The organism is Pseudomonas sp. Z8(2022), assembly GCF_025837155.1.
Classification (GTDB): domain Bacteria; phylum Pseudomonadota; class Gammaproteobacteria; order Pseudomonadales; family Pseudomonadaceae; genus Aquipseudomonas.
This window is the reverse complement of record NZ_CP107549.1, coordinates 654,596-671,654: the sequence shown is the minus strand read 5'-3', so window position 1 is coordinate 671,654 and position 17,059 is coordinate 654,596. Positions and strand designations below refer to the sequence as shown.

Below are 17,059 nucleotides of genomic sequence, written 5' to 3'. Positions count from 1 at the left end.
ACGGCAGACCGAACCACACTCGAACGCAGGCAATAAAAAACCCGGCAAGCGAAGGCAGGCCGGGTTTTTCATGACATTCGTTCAGTCAGAACGGGATATCGTCGTCGAAGCTGTCGTAGTCAGGTGCCGGCTGCGCCTGCTGTGGAGCCGGACGCTCCTGACGCGGAGCCTGCTGTGGCTCGCGCTGCGGAGCCGGACGCGACTGGCGCGGCGCGCCGCCTTCGTCACCACTCGGACGACCGCCCAGCAGCTGCATGGTGCCCTGCATGTCGACGATGATCTCGGTGGTGTAACGCTTGATGCCGTCCTTTTCCCACTCGCGGGTCTGCAGCTTGCCCTCGATGTACACCTGCGAACCCTTGCGCAGGTATTCGCCGGCGATCTCGGCAACCTTGCCGAACAGCGCAACGCGGTGCCACTCGGTCTTCTCGACCTTCTGCCCGGTCTGCTTGTCGGTCCACTGCTCGCTGGTGGCCAGGCTCAGGTTGGTTACCGCGTTGCCGCTAGGCAGGTAGCGTGTTTCCGGGTCCTGGCCGCAGGTGCCGACCAGAATGACTTTGTTAACCCCACGGGCCATAACGTTCTCCTAGACTCGGCACGCCGCTGGCGCCGATACGATCAGGCTTTCCAGCGTCGTGCGATCCACTTGTTGGGTATCGACTTTTATATAGATGGCCGCTTCGTCGACCACCACCACGGCGTCCGCCACTCCAGGCGTCGCCTTGAGGCGTTCGACCAGTCCGACATCGGCCAGTGCCGCGGCGTCGAGCGGCAGGCGCAGACTGGTCACGTACGGCGGTTCGCGCATAGTAACAGCAATGGCCAGCCAAATCGCACAGAGCAAGGCGCAGCCGATGAACACGCCGCTCAGGCCCACATGCTGGTACAGCCAGCCGCCGAGAATGCCACCCAGCGCGGCGCCGAGGAACTGACTGGTGGAATAGACGCCCATCGCCGTGCCCTTGCCGCCCGCCGGAGCCACCTTGCTGACCAGCGACGGCAGCGAGGCCTCGAGCAGGTTGAACGCAGTGAAGAACACCACGATGCCCAGCACCAGCGCCCGCAAACCATCGCCGAAAAGTGCGAAGTAAAGCTCGCAGAGAAGCAGCACCGTCACCGCGCCCAGCAGCACGCGTTTCATCTGGCGCTTCTTCTCGCCGTAGATGATGAACGGCACCATGCCGAAGAAGCCGATCAGCAGCGCAGTGAGATAGACCCACCAGTGCTCTTCCCTGACCAGCCCGCCCTGCTCCACCAGCGCCAGCGGCAGGGCGACGAAGCTGGCCATGAGCACCGCATGCAGGGCCAGGATGGCGAAGTCCAGGCGCAGCAGGTCGCCATGCTTGAGCGTCGGCCACAGCGCCTGTGCCGCCACGCCGGACTCGCGGTGCTGCAACGGCCCGGCATCCCTGGGCACGATGCCGACGACGATCAGGATGCCGAGCAGCGCCATCGCCCCGGTGGCCCAGAACAACCCGGACAGACCGAAAGCCCGCGTCAGCAGCGGGCCGACCACCATCGCCACGGCGAACGACAGGCCGATGCTCATGCCGATCATGGCCATGGCCTTGGTCCGATGCTGCTCGCGGGTCAGATCCGAGAGCAGCGCCATCACCGCTGCGGAAATCGCTCCGGCGCCCTGCAGCACGCGACCGGCGATCACGCCCCAGATCGAGTCGGCATTGGCCGCCAGCACGCTGCCGGCGGCGAATATCAGCAGGCCGGCATAGATCACCGGGCGTCGGCCGATGCGGTCACTGAGCACGCCGAAGGGAATTTGCAGCACAGCCTGGGTCAAACCATAGGCACCGATGGCCAGGCCGATCAGCGCCGGCGTACTGCCGCGCAGATCCATGCCGTAGGTGGCCAGCACGGGCAGCACCATGAACATGCCCAGCATACGAAACGCGAACACCATCGCCAGGCCACCGGCCGCGCGGGTCTCGCTACTACTCATGCGCTCGCTGTGCGGATCGTGCATCGAATGAACCCTGAGGAAATCAGCCGGCGATTCTAGCAGCCGGTGTCGTTTCGGCACAGGCGCACACTTTGCCGCAGGGTAGCGGCAGGCCCTATACTCGACCGTTTTCCGCCCGCCCAGCGAGGCCCGTTGCAAGCCGCCAGAATCTGACGCGGCAATGGCAACGCAGACAGCTTTCAGAGGTTCCCTAAGTGGACAAGATCCTGATCCGTGGGGCACGCACCCACAACCTCAAGAACATCGACCTGACCCTGCCGCGCGACAAGCTGATCGTGATCACCGGTCTGTCCGGCTCCGGCAAGTCCTCGCTGGCGTTCGACACGCTTTACGCCGAAGGCCAGCGCCGTTATGTCGAGTCGCTGTCGGCCTACGCCCGCCAGTTCCTGTCGATGATGGAAAAGCCCGACGTCGACACCATCGAAGGTCTGTCGCCGGCCATCTCCATCGAGCAGAAGTCGACCTCGCACAACCCGCGCTCGACCGTCGGCACCATCACCGAGATCTACGACTACCTGCGCCTGCTTTATGCCCGTGTCGGCACGCCGCGCTGCCCGGATCACGACGTGCCGCTGGAGGCGCAGACCGTCAGCCAGATGGTCGATCAGGTGCTGGCCCTGCCGGAGGGCCGCAAGCTGATGCTGCTCGCCCCCGTGGTGCGCGAGCGCAAGGGCGAACATCTGTCGGTATTCGAGGAGCTGCGCGCGCAGGGCTTCGTTCGCGCCCGGGTCAACGGCAAGCTGCATGAACTGGACGAACTGCCCAAGCTGGATAAACAGAAAAAGCATTCCATCGATGTGGTGGTGGATCGCTTCAAGGTGCGCGAAGACCTGCAGCAGCGTCTGGCCGAATCCTTCGAAACCGCCCTCGGCCTGGCCGACGGCATCGCCCTGGTCGCGCCGATGGACGATGAGCCGGGTGAGGAGATCATCTTCTCCGCACGCTTCGCCTGCCCGCACTGCGGCCATTCGATCAGCGAGCTGGAACCCAAGCTGTTCTCCTTCAACAACCCGGCCGGCGCCTGCCCGACCTGTGACGGCCTGGGCGTCAAGCAGTTCTTCGACGCCAAGCGCCTGGTCAACGGCGAGCTGACCCTGGCCGAAGGTGCCATTCGCGGCTGGGACCGGCGCAACGTCTACTACTTCCAGATGCTCGGTTCACTGTCCAGCCACTATGGCTTCAGCCTGGAAAAGCCGTTCGACGAGCTGGCCGCCGAGCACCAGAAGGTGATCCTGTTCGGCAGCGGCACGCAGAGCGTGGACTTCAAGTACCTCAATGACCGCGGCGATATCGTCAAACGCTCCCACCCCTTCGAGGGCATCATCCCCAACCTCGAGCGCCGCTATCGCGAGACCGAGTCGAACAGCGTGCGCGAGGAACTGGCCAAGTTCCTCAGCACCCAGCCCTGCCCCGACTGCCGCGGCACCCGCCTGCGCCGCGAGGCACGACACGTCTGGGTTGGCGAGAAGACCCTGCCGGCAGTCACCGGCCTGCCGGTGGGTGATGCCTGCGATTACTTCGGCAAACTGCACCTGACCGGCCGCCGCGGCGAGATCGCCGAGAAGATCCTCAAGGAAATCCGCGAGCGCCTGCAGTTCCTGGTCAACGTCGGCCTCGACTACCTGACCCTCGATCGCAGCGCCGACACCCTGTCCGGCGGCGAAGCGCAGCGCATCCGCCTGGCCAGCCAGATCGGCGCCGGTCTGGTGGGCGTCATGTACATCCTTGACGAGCCCTCCATCGGCCTGCACCAGCGCGACAACGAGCGCCTGCTGGCCACCCTCACCCACCTGCGCAACCTCGGCAACACGGTGATCGTGGTCGAGCACGACGAGGACGCCATCCGCCTGGCCGACTACGTGGTGGATATCGGCCCCGGCGCCGGCGTGCACGGTGGGCGGATCGTCTCGCAGGGCACCCCCGATCAGGTGATGGCCGCCCCCGAGTCGCTGACCGGCAGCTACCTGTCCGGACGCAAGAAGATCCAGTACCCGGCCACCCGCACCCCGCGCGACAAGAAGAAGTCGCTCAAGCTCAAGGGCGCGCGTGGCAACAACCTGCGCAAGGTCGATCTGGAGATTCCGGTCGGCCTGCTCACCTGCATCACTGGCGTGTCCGGCTCGGGCAAGTCGACGCTGATCAACAACACCCTGTTCCCGATCACCGCCACCGCGCTGAACGGCGCCACCAGCCTGGAAGCAGCACCCTACGATTCGTTCGACGGCCTGCAGCACCTGGACAAGGTGGTCGACATCGACCAGAGCCCGATCGGCCGTACGCCGCGCTCCAACCCGGCAACCTACACCGGCCTGTTCACGCCGATCCGCGAACTCTTCGCCGGCGTGCCGGAATCGCGCTCGCGCGGCTACGGCCCGGGGCGCTTCTCCTTCAACGTCAAGGGCGGGCGCTGCGAGGCCTGCCAGGGCGACGGTGTGATCAAGGTGGAAATGCACTTTTTGCCGGACATCTACGTGCCCTGCGATGTCTGCAAGGGCAAGCGCTACAACCGCGAAACCCTGGAAGTGAAGTACAAGGGCAAGAGCATCACCGAAGTGCTGGACATGACCATCGAGGACGCCCGCGCCTTCTTCGATGCCGTACCGGCCATCGCCCGCAAGCTGCAGACGCTGATCGACGTCGGCCTGTCCTATATCAAGCTGGGCCAGAGCGCGACGACGTTGTCCGGTGGCGAAGCGCAGCGGGTCAAGCTGAGTCGCGAGCTGTCCAAGCGCGATACCGGCAAGACCCTGTACATCCTCGACGAGCCGACCACCGGTCTGCACTTCGCCGATATCCAGCAGTTGCTCGACGTGCTGCACCGCCTGCGCGATCACGGCAACACCGTGGTGGTGATCGAGCACAACCTGGACGTGATCAAGACCGCCGACTGGCTGGTCGATCTCGGCCCCGAGGGCGGCTCCAGGGGGGGCATGATCATCGCCACCGGCACCCCGGAAGAGGTGGCGACCAATCCGGCCTCGCACACCGGACACTTCCTCAAGCCATTGCTGGAACGCGACCGCGCCTGAAACGAAAGAGCCCCGCACATGCGGGGCTCTTTCTTTGCGGGTCAGCTTACATCTGACTCTGCAGGTACTTCTCCAGCCCGAGCTTGTCGATCAGCTGCAGCTGGATCTCCAGCCAGTAGGCGTGGTCTTCCTCGGTGTCCTTGAGCTGAGTCAGGAGGATCTCGCGGGTCTGGTAATCCTGATGCTTCTCGCACAGCTCGATGCCCTTGCTCAGCGCCGCGCGCACCTCGTATTCCAAGGCCAAGTCGAGCTTCAGCGCCTCGGGCACGGTCTGCCCTAAGGTGAAGGCGTTGGGCACCATGTCCGGCACACCCTCGAGGAAGATGATGCGCTTGAGTAGCGCGTCGGCGTGCTGGGTTTCCTCTTCCATCTCGTGGTTGATGCGCTCGTAGAGCTTGCTGAAGCCCCAGTCCTCATACAGCCGCGAATGGATGAAATACTGGTCGCGAGCAGCCAGTTCGCCCTTGAGCAGATGCTTGAGATAGTCGACGACTTCGGTATGGCCTTTCATGCCGGACAAATCCTTGTTGCATTCATGAACAGAGGGCAATGCTCCGCCTGACACCCTGCCCGGTCAAGTAAAAGCACAACGCCTCCCCGAGGGAGGCGTTGCGGTTTACTGACGCACCAGCGATGCGCCGGTCAGGCTCAGGCCAGATCGAAACGGTCCAGGTTCATCACCTTGGTCCAGGCCGCGACGAAGTCCTTGACGAACTTCTCTCCGGCATCGGCCTGCGCATAGACCTCTGCCAGGGCACGCAGCACCGAATTCGAGCCAAACACCAGGTCGACCCGGGTACCGGTGTACTTCTTGGCGCCGGTCTTGCGATCCAGCCCTTCGAAGAGGTCACCGGCGCGCTTCCATTCGGTGCCCATGTCCAGCAGGTTGACGAAGAAGTCGGTGCTCAGCGTGCCCGGCTTGTCGGTGAACACGCCGTGGCTGCTACCGTCCCAGTTGGCGCCCAATACACGCAGGCCACCGACGAGCGCGGTCATCTCCGGTGCGGTCAGAGTCAGCAACTGGGCCTTGTCGACCAGCAGATGCTCGGCCGGCACTTTCGAAGGGGCCTTCAGATAGTTGCGGAAGCCGTCGGCGAACGGCTCCAGGTGATGGAAGGACTCGACATCGGTCTGCTCCTCCAGCGCATCGACCCGACCCGGAGCGAACGGCACTTCGACGGAGAAGCCGGCTGCCGCCGCTGCCTGCTCGATGCCCACATTGCCGGCCAGGACGATGATGTCGGCCAACGACAGCTTGCACTCCCGCTGGAGCGCCTCCAGCTTAGGCAGCACCTGCATTGCACGCTGATTGGCCTTCCAGTCGCGCTGCGGCGCAAAGCGAATGCGCGCGCCATTGGCGCCACCGCGCTTATCGCCACCCCGGAAGGTCGAAGCCGATGCCCAGGCCAGCGACACCAGGTCGCCGGCGGACAGGCCCAGCGCGGCGATCTTCAACCGTGCAGACGCGATATCGGCGGCACTCGGCTTGTGAATCGCCTTGGGCAGCGGATCCTGCCAGATCAGATCTTCGCCCGGGACTTCCGGGCCCATGTAGCGGGCCTTGGGTCCCATGTCACGGTGGGTCAGCTTGAACCAGGCACGGGCGAAGGCGTTGGCGAAGGCCTGCGGATCGTCACGGAAACGCCGGGAGATCTTCTCGTACGCCGGATCGAAACGCAGCGCCAGGTCGGTGGTGAGCATGGTCGGCTTGCGCTTCGGCGAATCCGGCGTCGGCCCCGGAATGATCTCCCCCGCATTCTTGGCCACCCACTGGTGAGCACCGGCCGGCGACTTGGTCAGTTCCCACTCGAAGTCGAAGAGGAACTTGAAGAAGTCGTTGCTCCACTGCGCCGGAGTGCTGGTCCAGGTGACTTCCAGACCGGAAGTGATGGTGTCGGCGCCCTTGCCGCTGCCGAAGCTGTTGGCCCAGCCCAGGCCCTGCATCTCCAGGTCCGCCGCTTCCGGGTCAGGCCCGACATGGCTGGCCGGGCCGGCACCATGAGTCTTGCCAATGGTATGGCCGCCGGCGATCAGTGCGACGGTTTCCTCGTCGTTCATGGCCATGCGCGCGAACGTCTCGCGGATATCGTGAGCAGCGAGCAGCGGGTCGGGGTTGCCGTCCGGGCCTTCCGGGTTGACGTAAATCAGGCCCATCTGCACGGCAGCCAGGGGGTTCTCCAGATCGCGAGAGTGGACCTTGCCGTCGGCATCGTCCTCGCCGACCAGCACGCTGTCGCCCTCGCCCTTGGGCACGCCACCCGATCCGCTGGCGTAACGCTCGTCACCGGCCAGCCAGGTGGTCTCGCGGCCCCAGTACACGTCCTGATCCGGCTCCCAGGTGTCTTCGCGACCGGCAGCGAAGCCGAAGGTACGGAAACCGCTGGACTCCAGAGCGACGTTACCGGCGAGAACAATCAGGTCGGCCCAGGAGATCTTCTGACCATATTTCTGCTTGATCGGCCACAGCAGACGGCGAGCCTTGTCCAGACTGACATTGTCTGGCCAGGAGTTGAGCGGGGCGAAGCGCTGCTGACCGCGGCCAGCGCCGCCACGGCCGTCGCCGGTGCGGTAGGTGCCGGCCGAGTGCCAGGCCATGCGGATCATCAGACCGGCGTAGCTGCCAAAATCGGCCGGCCACCAGTCCTGGCTGTCGGTCATGAGCTTGAGCAGGTCGGCCTTGAGTGCGCTGTAATCGAGCTTCTTGAACTCTTCGGCGTAGTTGAACTGTTCGCCCAGAGGATTCGACCTGGACGAATGCTGGGTCAGCAAGTCCAGACGCAGCTGATTCGGCCACCAATCCCTGTTGGTCGTGCCGCCACCGGCACCGTGATTGAATGGGCATTTACCTTGGTTCGACATGCTTCTCTCCTTCTCCACATCGGGTCGGTCGCAGCATCTACGACCAACGATGGGACAAGCCTAGACCCGCTTCGCCTAGGGAACCAATTCATCACACGTAACGGCTCGATAGCCAATTTCTTTCGCAAGACCGAACCACCGCAATCTGCCTGGCAACGCGCCAGCCCGCCGTTCGAAAACGTAAATCCAGACAACAAAAAACCGGGCACTAGGCCCGGTTTCTTGTACAACCAGCAACTTACTCGGCAGCTTCTACCGAACCGCCGACCGGACGGTCGACCAGTTCAACGTAAGCCATCGGAGCGTTGTCACCAGCGCGGAAACCGCACTTGAGGATGCGCAGGTAGCCGCCGTTACGGGTGGCGTAGCGCTTGCCCAGATCGTTGAACAGTTTGCCCACGATGGCTTTCGAACGGGTACGGTCGAAGGCCAGACGACGGTTGGCAACGCTGTCTTCCTTGGCCAGGGTGATCAGCGGCTCGGCAACGCGACGCAGTTCCTTGGCTTTCGGCAGGGTAGTTTTGATCAGCTCGTGCTCGAACAGCGAGACCGCCATGTTCTGGAACATGGCCTTGCGGTGAGCGCTGGTGCGGCTGAGGTGACGGCCACTTTTACGATGACGCATGGTTCAATTCCTTACCAAACTTGTTCGTTCGGTGATGATGACGATCAGGCAGTGGCCTTATCGTCTTTCTTCAGACTTGCCGGCGGCCAGTTGTCGAGGCGCATACCGAGGGACAGACCACGAGAAGCCAGAACATCCTTGATTTCAGTCAGGGATTTCTTGCCCAGGTTCGGGGTTTTGAGCAGCTCTACTTCGGTGCGCTGAATCAGATCACCGATGTAGTAGATGTTCTCTGCCTTGAGGCAGTTTGCCGAACGTACGGTCAGTTCCAGGTCATCGACAGGACGCAGCAGGATCGGATCGATCTCGTCTTCCTGCTCGACCACAACCGGCTCGCTGTCACCCTTGAGGTCGACGAACGCGGCAAGCTGCTGCTGCAGGATGGTCGCGGCACGACGGATGGCCTCTTCAGGGTCCAGGGTACCGTTGGTTTCCAGGTCGATAACCAGTTTGTCCAGGTTGGTGCGCTGCTCGACACGGGCGTTTTCCACCACGTAAGCAACCCGACGCACAGGGCTGAACGAAGCATCCAGCTGCAAGCGACCAATGCTGCGGCTTTCATCTTCGTCGCTCTGACGAGCGTCAGCCGGCTCATAGCCGCGACCACGAGCTACAACGAGCTTCATGTTCAGCGAGCCGTTGGCGGCCAGGTTGGCGATGACGTGGTCGCCATTGACGATTTCGACATCGTGATCCAGCTGAATATCGGCAGCGGTAACTACGCCCGGGCCCTTCTTAGCCAGAGTCAGGGTCACTTCGTCACGGCCGTGCAGCTTGATAGCCAGACCTTTCAGGTTGAGCAGGATCTCGATTACATCTTCCTGCACACCTTCGATCGCGGAGTACTCATGGAGTACGCCGTCGATCTCGGCCTCGACTACTGCACAGCCAGGCATGGAGGACAACAGGATGCGACGCAGCGCGTTGCCCAGGGTATGGCCGAAACCACGCTCGAGAGGCTCGAGGGTGATCTTGGCGCGGGTCGGACTGACCTCCTGCACATCGATGTGACGGGGGGTCAGGAACTCATTTACCGAAATCTGCATGGATGCACCTATTTTCTAGCCCTTACTTGGAGTAGAGCTCGACAATCAGGCTCTCGTTGATGTCAGCGGACAGATCGCTACGAGCCGGTACGTTCTTGAACACACCAGACTTCTTCTCAGCGTCTACTTCTACCCACTCAACACGGCCGCGCTGGGCGCAGAGCTCGAGAGCCTGAGCGATGCGCAGCTGGTTCTTCGATTTCTCGCGAACAGCAACGACGTCGCCAGCTTTAACCTGGTAGGACGGTACGTTTACGGTCTGACCGTTGACGCTGATTGCTTTGTGCGAAACCAGCTGACGGGATTCGGCGCGGGTAGCACCAAAGCCCATACGGTAAACCACGTTATCCAGACGGCACTCCAGCAGTTGCAGCAGGTTTTCGCCGGTGGCGCCCTTCTGGCTGGCAGCTTGCTTGTAGTAACCGCTGAACTGACGCTCCAGAACGCCGTAGATACGACGGACTTTCTGCTTTTCACGCAGCTGGGTGCCGTAGTCGGACTGGCGACCGCGACGCTGACCGTGAATACCGGGAGCTGCTTCGATGTTGCACTTAGATTCAAGCGCGCGAACACCGCTCTTCAGGAAGAGATCGGTGCCTTCACGGCGAGACAGTTTGCACTTGGGACCAATGTAACGAGCCATTTCTCACTGTCTCCTGTTTACACGCGACGCTTCTTCGGCGGACGGCACCCGTTGTGCGGGATAGGCGTCACGTCGGTGATGCTGGCGATTTTGTAGCCGCAGGCGTTAAGAGCACGCACAGCGGATTCGCGACCTGGACCCGGGCCCTTGACGTTAACGTCGAGGTTCTTCAGGCCATACTCCAGAGCAGCCTGACCAGCGCGCTCAGCGGCGATCTGGGCAGCGAACGGAGTGGACTTACGCGAGCCGCGGAAACCCGAACCACCAGAGGTAGCCCAGGACAGGGCGTTACCCTGACGGTCGGTAATGGTCACGATGGTGTTGTTGAAAGACGCGTGAATGTGGGCGATGCCATCAACCACTGTCTTTTTGACTTTTTTACGAGTACGAGCAGCAGGTTTTGCCATGACTAAATTCCTGTCGATTCGCGAATGCGATTACTTGCGGATCGGCTTACGCGGGCCCTTACGGGTGCGAGCGTTGGTCTTGGTGCGCTGACCGCGAACCGGCAGACCCTTACGATGACGCAGGCCGCGGTAGCAACCCAGATCCATCAAGCGCTTGATCTTCATATTCACTTCACGACGCAGGTCGCCTTCGGTATTCACCTTGGCAACTTCGCCACGCAGCTGTTCGATCTGCTCGTCAGTCAGATCCTTGATTTTCGCAGCCGGGTTTACACCGGTAGCGGCACAGATTTTCTGTGCAGTGGTGCGACCAACACCATAGATGTAGGTCAGCGAGATAACAGTGTGCTTGTTATCCGGAATGTTAACGCCTGCAATACGGGCCATTCAGTGGAACTCCAATTGACAGCTACCTACGCCCCGGAAGCCAAGAAATAGGGCGCGAGATATTAACGCTGTAAAAACAAATAATCAACCCGGCAGCGCACTAGCTGCCGGGCTTATCACGCGTGGTTCACACTCAGCCTTGGCGCTGCTTGTGACGCGGCTCTGCGCTGCAGATCACCCGCACGATGCCGTCGCGACGAATAATCTTGCAGTTACGGCACAGCTTTTTCACCGATGCACGAACTTTCATTACCAACTCCTCGAACCTTACGGGTGGATCAGCGGAGCATGCCGCTGCCATAGCCCTTCAGGTTGGCTTTCTTCATCAGGGAATCGTACTGGTGAGACACGAGGTGCGATTGCACTTGGGACATGAAGTCCATGACAACCACGACCACGATCAGCAACGAGGTCCCGCCAAGGTAGAACGGAACGTTGGCCGCAACCACCAGGAACTGGGGCAGCAGGCACACGGCCGTCATGTACAGAGCACCGAACATGGTCAAGCGGGTCAGAACGCCATCGATATAGCGCGCAGACTGCTCGCCCGGACGGATGCCCGGAATAAAGGCACCGGACTTCTTCAGGTTTTCCGCTACGTCTTTCGGGTTGAACATCAGCGCCGTGTAGAAGAAGCAGAAGAAAATGATCCCTGCACTAAACAGCAGAATGTTCAACGGCTGACCAGGAGCGATAGCCTGCGAAATGTCCTGCAGCCAGCCCAAACCCTCGGACTGACCGAACCAGGCACCCAGCGAGGCCGGGAACAGCAGAAGGCTGCTGGCGAAAATGGCCGGGATTACGCCCGCCATGTTCACCTTCAACGGCAGGTGGCTGGTCTGCGCAGCGAAGACCTTGCGGCCCTGCTGACGCTTGGCGTAGTGCACCGCAATGCGACGCTGACCACGCTCGATGAACACCACGAAACCGATGATCGCTACTGCCAGCAGGCCGATGGCGATCAGAGCGAAAATATTGATATCGCCCTGACGAGCAGACTCGAAAGACTGCCCAATCGCCGCCGGCAGACCGGCCACGATGCCTGCAAAAATCAGCATCGAGATACCGTTGCCGACACCGCGCTCGGTGATCTGCTCGCCCAGCCACATCATGAACATCGCGCCCGCCACGAAGGTGGTGATCGCCACGAAGTGGAAGCCGAAATCGACCGAAAACGCTACGCCCTGGCTCGCCAAACCAACGGACATGCCGATGGCCTGAACGAATGCCAGGACGAGAGTGCCGTAGCGGGTGTACTGGCTGATCTTGCGACGGCCAGCTTCACCTTCCTTCTTCAACTGCTCCAGCTGCGGGCTGACGGCGGTCATCAGCTGCATGATGATCGATGCCGAGATGTACGGCATGATCCCCAGCGCAAAGATGCTCATCCGCTCCAGCGCGCCGCCGGAAAACATGTTGAACAAGCTAAGAATGGTCCCCTCATTCTGCCGGAACAGATCCGCCAGTCGGTCTGGGTTGATGCCAGGAACCGGGATGTGCGCACCTATCCGGTAGACGATGATCGCCAGGAACAGGAAACGCAGACGAGCCCAGAGTTCGGACAACCCGCCACCTGCCAGCGCTGAGAGAGCACCTTGCTTAGCCATTTAGTCCTCGAACTTACCGCCAGCTGCTTCGATAGCCGCACGCGCACCCTTGGTGGCGGCGATACCTTTTAGGGTGACCGCACGGGTAACCTCACCGGACAGCATGACTTTCACACGCTGTACGTGTTGGCCAACCAGATTGGCATCCTTCAGAGCCTGCAGAGTTACAACACCCTCTACCTTGTTCAGCTCGGAGGTACGCACTTCAGCGCGATCCATAGCCTTAAGGGAGACGAAGCCGAACTTCGGCAGACGGCGGTGCAGCGGCTGCTGACCACCCTCGAAGCCCGGAGCGATGGAACCACCGGAGCGGGAGGTCTGACCTTTGTGACCACGGCCACCGGTCTTGCCCAGACCGCTACCGATGCCACGGCCCGGACGGTGCTTTTCGCGACGGGCACCCGGCGCGGAACGCAGATCGTTCAGTTGCATGATTAACCCTCCACCTTCAGCAGGTAGTAAGCCTTGTTGATCATGCCGCGGTTTTCCGGAGTATCCAGAACCTCTACGGTGTGACCGATGCGACGCAGGCCCAGGCCCTTGACGCAAGCTTTGTGATTGGCCAGGCGGCCATTGGTGCTCTTGATCAGAGTCACTTTGACGGTGTTAGCCATGGTTAGAGAATCTCCTCGACGCTCTTGCCACGCTTGGCCGCAACGGATTCCGGAGACTGCATGGTCTTCAGACCGTTGAAAGTGGCATGAACCACGTTCACCGGATTGGTCGAGCCGTAGCACTTGGCCAGAACGTTCTGTACACCAGCCACTTCCAGAACGGCACGCATGGCGCCGCCGGCGATGATACCGGTACCTTCCGAAGCCGGCTGCATGTACACCTTGGAGGCGCCATGAGCGGACTTGATCGGGTACTGCAGAGTGGTGCCGTTCAGATCCACCTGGATCATGTTGCGACGCGCAGCTTCCATCGCCTTCTGGATGGCAGCCGGAACTTCACGGGACTTGCCACGGCCGAAACCGACGCGACCCTTGCCATCACCCACCACGGTCAACGCGGTGAAGGTGAAGATACGGCCGCCCTTTACGGTTTTGGCAACGCGGTTAACCTGAACCAGCTTCTCGATGTAGCCTTCGTCGCGCTTTTGGTCGTTATTTGCCATAACTTAGAACTCCAGCCCGCCTTCACGAGCAGCATCAGCCAGCGCCTTGACGCGGCCGTGGTACTTGAAGCCAGAACGGTCGAATGCCACCTGAGTCACACCAGCGGCTTTCGCACGCTCGGCAACCAGCGCACCAACCTTCTTGGCCGCGTCGACGTTGCCGGTGGCGCCATCACGCAGTGCTTTGTCCAAGGTAGAGGCGCTGGCCAGAACCTTGCTGCCGTCGGCCGAGATGACCTGGGCGTAGATGTGCTGCGAAGAGCGATACACGCACAGACGCACGGCTTCGAGCTCGTGCATTTTCAGGCGTGCCTTGCGAGCGCGACGCAGACGAGTAAGTTTTTTGTCGGTCATTTCTCAGCCCCTTACTTCTTCTTGGCTTCTTTACGACGGACAACTTCATCCGCGTAACGAACGCCTTTGCCCTTGTAAGGCTCAGGACGACGGAAGTCACGGATCTCCGCAGCCACCTGACCCACCAGTTGCTTGTCGATACCCTTGATCAGGATCTCGGTCTGGTTCGGGGTTTCGGCCACGACGCCTGCCGGCAGTTCGTAGTCGATCGGGTGAGAGAAGCCCAGCGCGAGGTTCAGCACCTGACCTTTTGCCTGGGCCTTGTAGCCCACGCCGACCAGTTGCAGCTTGCGCTCGAAGCCTTGGCTGACACCGATAACCATGTTGTTAACCAGGGCGCGAGTAGTACCGGCCATGGCGCGGTTCTGCTGGTCGCCATTACGGGCGGCAAAACGCAGTTCGCTACCTTCCTGGATAACTTCTACGGACGAATGAACGTTCAGTTCCAGGGTGCCCTTGGCGCCCTTGACCGAAAGCTGCTGACCGGCGAGTTTGATCTCGACACCGGCAGGCAGCACAACGGGGTTCTTAGCAACGCGAGACATGCTTATCCCCCCTTAGAACACGGTGCAGAGCACTTCGCCGCCGACACCGGCAGCGCGCGCAGCGCGATCCGTCATCACACCTTTGTTGGTGGAGACGATGGAAACACCGAGACCGCCGCGAACCTTCGGCAGGTCATCGACGGATTTGTACTGACGAAGGCCAGGACGGCTCACGCGCTTGACTTCCTCGATGACCGGACGGCCTTCGAAGTACTTCAGCTCGATGGACAGTTGTGGCTTGGCTTCACCATTGACTTCATAACCCGCAATGTAACCTTCGTCTTTCAGAACTTTGGCTACAGCCACCTTCAGAGTGGAGGATGGCATGCTTACGACGGACTTTTCAGCCATCTGGGCATTACGGATACGAGTTAGCATGTCCGCTAACGGGTCCTGCATACTCATGGGCTAGACGCTCCTGATACAAAAAGAACAGCCCGAGGGCTGTGGGATCATCCAAAAGCTCGGCATGGAAATGCCAGGCTCAGGAGAGCCGGACATTCTAGAGACCGATCAAAAATGAAGCAAGCCCCAAAAGGGGCTTGTTCATATAAAGACAAAGCCGGCACGAGGCCGGCTTGGTCTTTTACTACTGCTTACCAGCTGGCTTTCACCAGGCCCGGTACGTCACCACGCATGGCGGCTTCGCGCAGTTTGTTACGCGACAGACCGAACTTGCGGTAAACGCCGTGCGGACGGCCGGTGATGCGGCAGCGGTTACGCAGGCGCGAGGCGCTGGCGTCACGCGGCTGCTTCTGCAGAGCGACCTGAGCTTCCCAACGAGCTTCCGGAGTGGAGTTCGGGTTGGCGATGATCGCTTTCAGCTCGGCACGCTTCTTGGCGTACTTGGCAACCGTTTGCTGACGCTTCAGCTCGCGGTTCTTCATGCTTGTCTTGGCCATTGTCCAGGACTCCGATCAGTTGCGGAACGGGAAGTTGAAAGCACGCAGCAGAGCGCGGCCTTCATCATCGTTACGGGCAGTGGTAGTCAGGGTGATGTCCAGACCACGCAGCGCATCGATTTTGTCGTAATCGATTTCCGGGAAGATGATCTGCTCTTTCACGCCCATGCTGTAGTTGCCACGACCGTCAAAGGACTTGGCATTCAGGCCGCGGAAGTCACGTACGCGCGGCAGGGAGATGGACAGCAGACGATCCAGGAACTCGTACATACGCTCGCGACGCAGAGTGACCTTGACGCCAATCGGCCAACCTTCACGAACCTTGAAACCAGCGATCGACTTGCGGGCATGAGTCACAACGACTTTCTGACCGGTGATCTTCTCGAGGTCGGCAACAGCGTTCTCGATGACTTTCTTGTCACCGATCGCTTCGCCCAGGCCCATGTTCAGGGTGATCTTGGTGATGCGCGGAACTTCCATCACGTTGGCCAGCTTCAGTTCTTCCTTCAGCTTGGGCGCGATTTCCTTCCGGTAAATCTCTTTCAGTCGTGCCATGGTATTTACCTACGGATTCTCAAGCGCCAACCGGCTTCTGGGTGGACTTGAAGACACGAATTTTCTTGCCGTCTTCGATCTTGAAGCCAACGCGGTCAGCCTTGTTGGTCTCAGAGTTGAAGATGGCAACGTTGGAAGCGTGCAGTGGCGCTTCTTTCTCGACGATACCGCCTTGAACGCCCGACATCGGGTTCGGCTTGGTATGACGCTTCACCAGGTTGATGCCACCGACGACCAGACGGTCGTCAGCGAGAACCTTGAGCACCTTACCGCGCTTACCTTTGTCTTTGCCGGCGATCACGATGATCTCGTCGTCACGACGAATCTTTTGCATGTCGGATCTCCTTAAAGCACTTCAGGGGCGAGCGAGACGATCTTCATGAACTTCTCGGAACGCAGTTCACGGGTCACTGGCCCGAAGATACGGGTACCGATCGGCTCTTGCTTGTTGTTCAGCAGAACAGCAGCGTTGCCGTCGAAGCGGATGATCGAACCGTCGGCACGGCGAACGCCGTGACGGGTACGAACGACCACCGCGGTCATGACCTGACCTTTCTTCACTTTGCCGCGCGGAATTGCTTCCTTGACGGTGACCTTGATGATGTCGCCGATGCCGGCGTAGCGACGATGCGAGCCGCCCAGCACCTTGATGCACATAACGCGACGTGCACCACTGTTGTCAGCCACATCGAGCATGGATTGAGTCTGAATCATAAAATTTCTCCGACCCCTAGCCCTTAGACTTCAACGGCGCGTTCAACGACTTCAACCAGAGCCCAGGACTTGGTCTTGGACTGCGGACGGGTTTCACGGATGGAAACCTTGTCGCCGATCTTGCACTGGTTGGTTTCGTCGTGAGCGTGCAGTTTGGTCGAACGCTTGACGTATTTACCGTAGATCGGGTGCTTGACGCGACGCTCGATCAGAACGGTGATGGTCTTGTCCATCTTGTCGCTGACAACACGGCCGGTCAGCGTACGGACTGTTTTTTCAACTTCGGCCATG

The 17,059-nt window shown here is 60.8% G+C and carries 23 protein-coding genes; 1 reads left to right on the top strand and 22 read right to left on the bottom strand.

What is annotated here, in order from left to right; translation table 11 throughout:
- Positions 1-85 precede the first annotated feature (85 nt).
- Together OEG79_RS03165 and OEG79_RS03160 are read right to left on the bottom strand one after the other, a co-directional pair.
- Positions 86-577, bottom strand: coding sequence for a single-stranded DNA-binding protein (locus OEG79_RS03165; RefSeq protein ID WP_003463262.1), 492 nt, complete (start codon positions 575-577; stop codon positions 86-88).
- A gap of 9 nt (positions 578-586) precedes the next feature.
- The gene (locus OEG79_RS03160; protein WP_264147393.1) at positions 587-1,981 is read right to left on the bottom strand and encodes an MFS transporter; all 1,395 of its coding nucleotides are present in this window, start codon (positions 1,979-1,981) and stop codon (positions 587-589) included.
- Positions 1,982-2,172: 191 nt separating this feature from the next.
- Between OEG79_RS03160 and uvrA the strand changes: the two genes are divergently transcribed.
- Positions 2,173-5,007 (top strand): excinuclease ABC subunit UvrA, encoded by a 2,835-nt coding sequence (gene uvrA, locus OEG79_RS03155; RefSeq protein WP_264147392.1) that lies wholly within the window; start codon positions 2,173-2,175, stop codon positions 5,005-5,007.
- Positions 5,008-5,053: 46 nt separating this feature from the next.
- Here uvrA and bfr read toward each other — a convergent pair whose 3' ends face one another.
- From bfr to rpsQ, 20 genes are all read right to left on the bottom strand, one after another.
- Positions 5,054-5,518 (bottom strand): bacterioferritin, encoded by a 465-nt coding sequence (bfr, locus tag OEG79_RS03150; protein WP_264147391.1) that lies wholly within the window; start codon positions 5,516-5,518, stop codon positions 5,054-5,056.
- A 137-nt stretch (positions 5,519-5,655) separates the two neighbouring features.
- Positions 5,656-7,866 carry a catalase/peroxidase HPI gene (gene katG, locus OEG79_RS03145; RefSeq protein WP_264147390.1) on the bottom strand — a complete coding sequence of 737 codons (2,211 nt, stop codon included), beginning with the start codon at positions 7,864-7,866 and terminating at the stop codon, positions 5,656-5,658.
- A gap of 238 nt (positions 7,867-8,104) precedes the next feature.
- Positions 8,105-8,491 (bottom strand): 50S ribosomal protein L17, encoded by a 387-nt coding sequence (gene rplQ, locus OEG79_RS03140; RefSeq protein WP_003243945.1) that lies wholly within the window; start codon positions 8,489-8,491, stop codon positions 8,105-8,107.
- Between the two features lie 44 nt (positions 8,492-8,535).
- Positions 8,536-9,537 (bottom strand): DNA-directed RNA polymerase subunit alpha, encoded by a 1,002-nt coding sequence (locus tag OEG79_RS03135; RefSeq protein WP_264147389.1) that lies wholly within the window; start codon positions 9,535-9,537, stop codon positions 8,536-8,538.
- A 22-nt stretch (positions 9,538-9,559) separates the two neighbouring features.
- Entirely contained in the window at positions 9,560-10,180 is a 621-nt protein-coding gene (gene rpsD / locus OEG79_RS03130) for a 30S ribosomal protein S4 (RefSeq protein WP_024309654.1), read from the bottom strand.
- Between the two features lie 17 nt (positions 10,181-10,197).
- Entirely contained in the window at positions 10,198-10,587 is a 390-nt protein-coding gene (gene rpsK, locus OEG79_RS03125; protein ID WP_003243933.1) for a 30S ribosomal protein S11, read from the bottom strand.
- Between the two features lie 30 nt (positions 10,588-10,617).
- On the bottom strand, positions 10,618-10,974 hold the full coding sequence (rpsM, locus tag OEG79_RS03120) for a 30S ribosomal protein S13 (protein WP_012019780.1): 357 nt from the start codon (positions 10,972-10,974) through the stop codon (positions 10,618-10,620).
- A gap of 133 nt (positions 10,975-11,107) precedes the next feature.
- Positions 11,108-11,224, bottom strand: a complete 117-nt coding sequence (gene rpmJ, locus OEG79_RS03115; RefSeq protein ID WP_003093693.1) for a 50S ribosomal protein L36 — start codon at positions 11,222-11,224, stop codon at positions 11,108-11,110.
- Between the two features lie 28 nt (positions 11,225-11,252).
- Positions 11,253-12,581, bottom strand: a complete 1,329-nt coding sequence (gene secY / locus OEG79_RS03110; protein ID WP_104730402.1) for a preprotein translocase subunit SecY — start codon at positions 12,579-12,581, stop codon at positions 11,253-11,255.
- Entirely contained in the window at positions 12,582-13,013 is a 432-nt protein-coding gene (gene rplO, locus OEG79_RS03105; protein ID WP_013717341.1) for a 50S ribosomal protein L15, read from the bottom strand. It lies immediately after the preceding gene.
- 2 nt (positions 13,014-13,015) lie between these two features.
- Positions 13,016-13,195: a 50S ribosomal protein L30 gene (rpmD, locus tag OEG79_RS03100; protein WP_003243922.1), complete on the bottom strand. Its 180-nt coding sequence runs from the start codon at positions 13,193-13,195 to the stop codon at positions 13,016-13,018.
- 2 nt (positions 13,196-13,197) lie between these two features.
- Positions 13,198-13,698: a 30S ribosomal protein S5 gene (gene rpsE, locus OEG79_RS03095; protein ID WP_013717342.1), complete on the bottom strand. Its 501-nt coding sequence runs from the start codon at positions 13,696-13,698 to the stop codon at positions 13,198-13,200.
- 3 nt (positions 13,699-13,701) lie between these two features.
- Complete coding sequence (gene rplR / locus OEG79_RS03090) at positions 13,702-14,052, bottom strand: 50S ribosomal protein L18 (protein WP_013717343.1); 351 nt, start codon at positions 14,050-14,052, stop codon at positions 13,702-13,704.
- Positions 14,053-14,063: 11 nt separating this feature from the next.
- Complete coding sequence (gene rplF, locus OEG79_RS03085; protein WP_003463285.1) at positions 14,064-14,597, bottom strand: 50S ribosomal protein L6; 534 nt, start codon at positions 14,595-14,597, stop codon at positions 14,064-14,066.
- Positions 14,598-14,609: 12 nt separating this feature from the next.
- Complete coding sequence (gene rpsH, locus OEG79_RS03080; RefSeq protein WP_003243915.1) at positions 14,610-15,002, bottom strand: 30S ribosomal protein S8; 393 nt, start codon at positions 15,000-15,002, stop codon at positions 14,610-14,612.
- Positions 15,003-15,193: 191 nt separating this feature from the next.
- Positions 15,194-15,499: a 30S ribosomal protein S14 gene (gene rpsN, locus OEG79_RS03075; RefSeq protein ID WP_003243912.1), complete on the bottom strand. Its 306-nt coding sequence runs from the start codon at positions 15,497-15,499 to the stop codon at positions 15,194-15,196.
- A 15-nt stretch (positions 15,500-15,514) separates the two neighbouring features.
- Complete coding sequence (gene rplE, locus OEG79_RS03070; RefSeq protein WP_003243911.1) at positions 15,515-16,054, bottom strand: 50S ribosomal protein L5; 540 nt, start codon at positions 16,052-16,054, stop codon at positions 15,515-15,517.
- Positions 16,055-16,073: 19 nt separating this feature from the next.
- A complete protein-coding gene (gene rplX, locus OEG79_RS03065; protein WP_003243909.1) occupies positions 16,074-16,388 on the bottom strand; it encodes a 50S ribosomal protein L24 in 315 nt (104 codons plus the stop codon).
- 11 nt (positions 16,389-16,399) lie between these two features.
- Complete coding sequence (gene rplN / locus OEG79_RS03060) at positions 16,400-16,768, bottom strand: 50S ribosomal protein L14 (protein WP_003243907.1); 369 nt, start codon at positions 16,766-16,768, stop codon at positions 16,400-16,402.
- Between the two features lie 23 nt (positions 16,769-16,791).
- The gene (gene rpsQ / locus OEG79_RS03055; RefSeq protein WP_061240715.1) at positions 16,792-17,058 is read right to left on the bottom strand and encodes a 30S ribosomal protein S17; all 267 of its coding nucleotides are present in this window, start codon (positions 17,056-17,058) and stop codon (positions 16,792-16,794) included.
- Between the last annotated feature and the right edge of the window lies 1 nt (position 17,059).

Bases quoted from the DNA above. Each gene is read 5' to 3' on its own strand.
- rpsD (WP_024309654.1), bottom strand. From the start codon at position 10,180: ATGGCTCGTTACATTGGTCCCAAGTGCAAACTGTCTCGCCGTGAAGGC.
- OEG79_RS03160 (WP_264147393.1), bottom strand. From the start codon at position 1,981: ATGCACGATCCGCACAGCGAGCGCATGAGTAGTAGCGAGACCCGCGCG.
- rpsM (WP_012019780.1), bottom strand. From the start codon at position 10,974: ATGGCCCGTATTGCAGGCGTTAACATTCCGGATAACAAGCACACTGTT.
- OEG79_RS03135 (WP_264147389.1), bottom strand. From the start codon at position 9,537: ATGCAGATTTCGGTAAATGAGTTCCTGACCCCCCGTCACATCGATGTG.
- rplN (WP_003243907.1), bottom strand. From the start codon at position 16,768: ATGATTCAGACTCAATCCATGCTCGATGTGGCTGACAACAGTGGTGCA.
- rpmD (WP_003243922.1), bottom strand. From the start codon at position 13,195: ATGGCTAACACCGTCAAAGTGACTCTGATCAAGAGCACCAATGGCCGC.
- rpmJ (WP_003093693.1), bottom strand. From the start codon at position 11,224: ATGAAAGTTCGTGCATCGGTGAAAAAGCTGTGCCGTAACTGCAAGATT.
- rpsQ (WP_061240715.1), bottom strand. From the start codon at position 17,058: ATGGCCGAAGTTGAAAAAACAGTCCGTACGCTGACCGGCCGTGTTGTC.
- rplO (WP_013717341.1), bottom strand. From the start codon at position 13,013: ATGCAACTGAACGATCTGCGTTCCGCGCCGGGTGCCCGTCGCGAAAAG.
- rplX (WP_003243909.1), bottom strand. From the start codon at position 16,388: ATGCAAAAGATTCGTCGTGACGACGAGATCATCGTGATCGCCGGCAAA.
- rpsK (WP_003243933.1), bottom strand. From the start codon at position 10,587: ATGGCAAAACCTGCTGCTCGTACTCGTAAAAAAGTCAAAAAGACAGTG.
- rplE (WP_003243911.1), bottom strand. From the start codon at position 16,054: ATGGCACGACTGAAAGAGATTTACCGGAAGGAAATCGCGCCCAAGCTG.
- rpsH (WP_003243915.1), bottom strand. From the start codon at position 15,002: ATGAGTATGCAGGACCCGTTAGCGGACATGCTAACTCGTATCCGTAAT.
- rplQ (WP_003243945.1), bottom strand. From the start codon at position 8,491: ATGCGTCATCGTAAAAGTGGCCGTCACCTCAGCCGCACCAGCGCTCAC.
- katG (WP_264147390.1), bottom strand. From the start codon at position 7,866: ATGTCGAACCAAGGTAAATGCCCATTCAATCACGGTGCCGGTGGCGGC.
- OEG79_RS03165 (WP_003463262.1), bottom strand. From the start codon at position 577: ATGGCCCGTGGGGTTAACAAAGTCATTCTGGTCGGCACCTGCGGCCAG.
- rplR (WP_013717343.1), bottom strand. From the start codon at position 14,052: ATGACCGACAAAAAACTTACTCGTCTGCGTCGCGCTCGCAAGGCACGC.
- bfr (WP_264147391.1), bottom strand. From the start codon at position 5,518: ATGAAAGGCCATACCGAAGTCGTCGACTATCTCAAGCATCTGCTCAAG.
- rpsE (WP_013717342.1), bottom strand. From the start codon at position 13,698: ATGGCAAATAACGACCAAAAGCGCGACGAAGGCTACATCGAGAAGCTG.
- rpsN (WP_003243912.1), bottom strand. From the start codon at position 15,499: ATGGCCAAGACAAGCATGAAGAACCGCGAGCTGAAGCGTCAGCAAACG.
- rplF (WP_003463285.1), bottom strand. From the start codon at position 14,597: ATGTCTCGCGTTGCTAAGAACCCCGTTGTGCTGCCTGCCGGTGTCGAG.
- secY (WP_104730402.1), bottom strand. From the start codon at position 12,581: ATGGCTAAGCAAGGTGCTCTCTCAGCGCTGGCAGGTGGCGGGTTGTCC.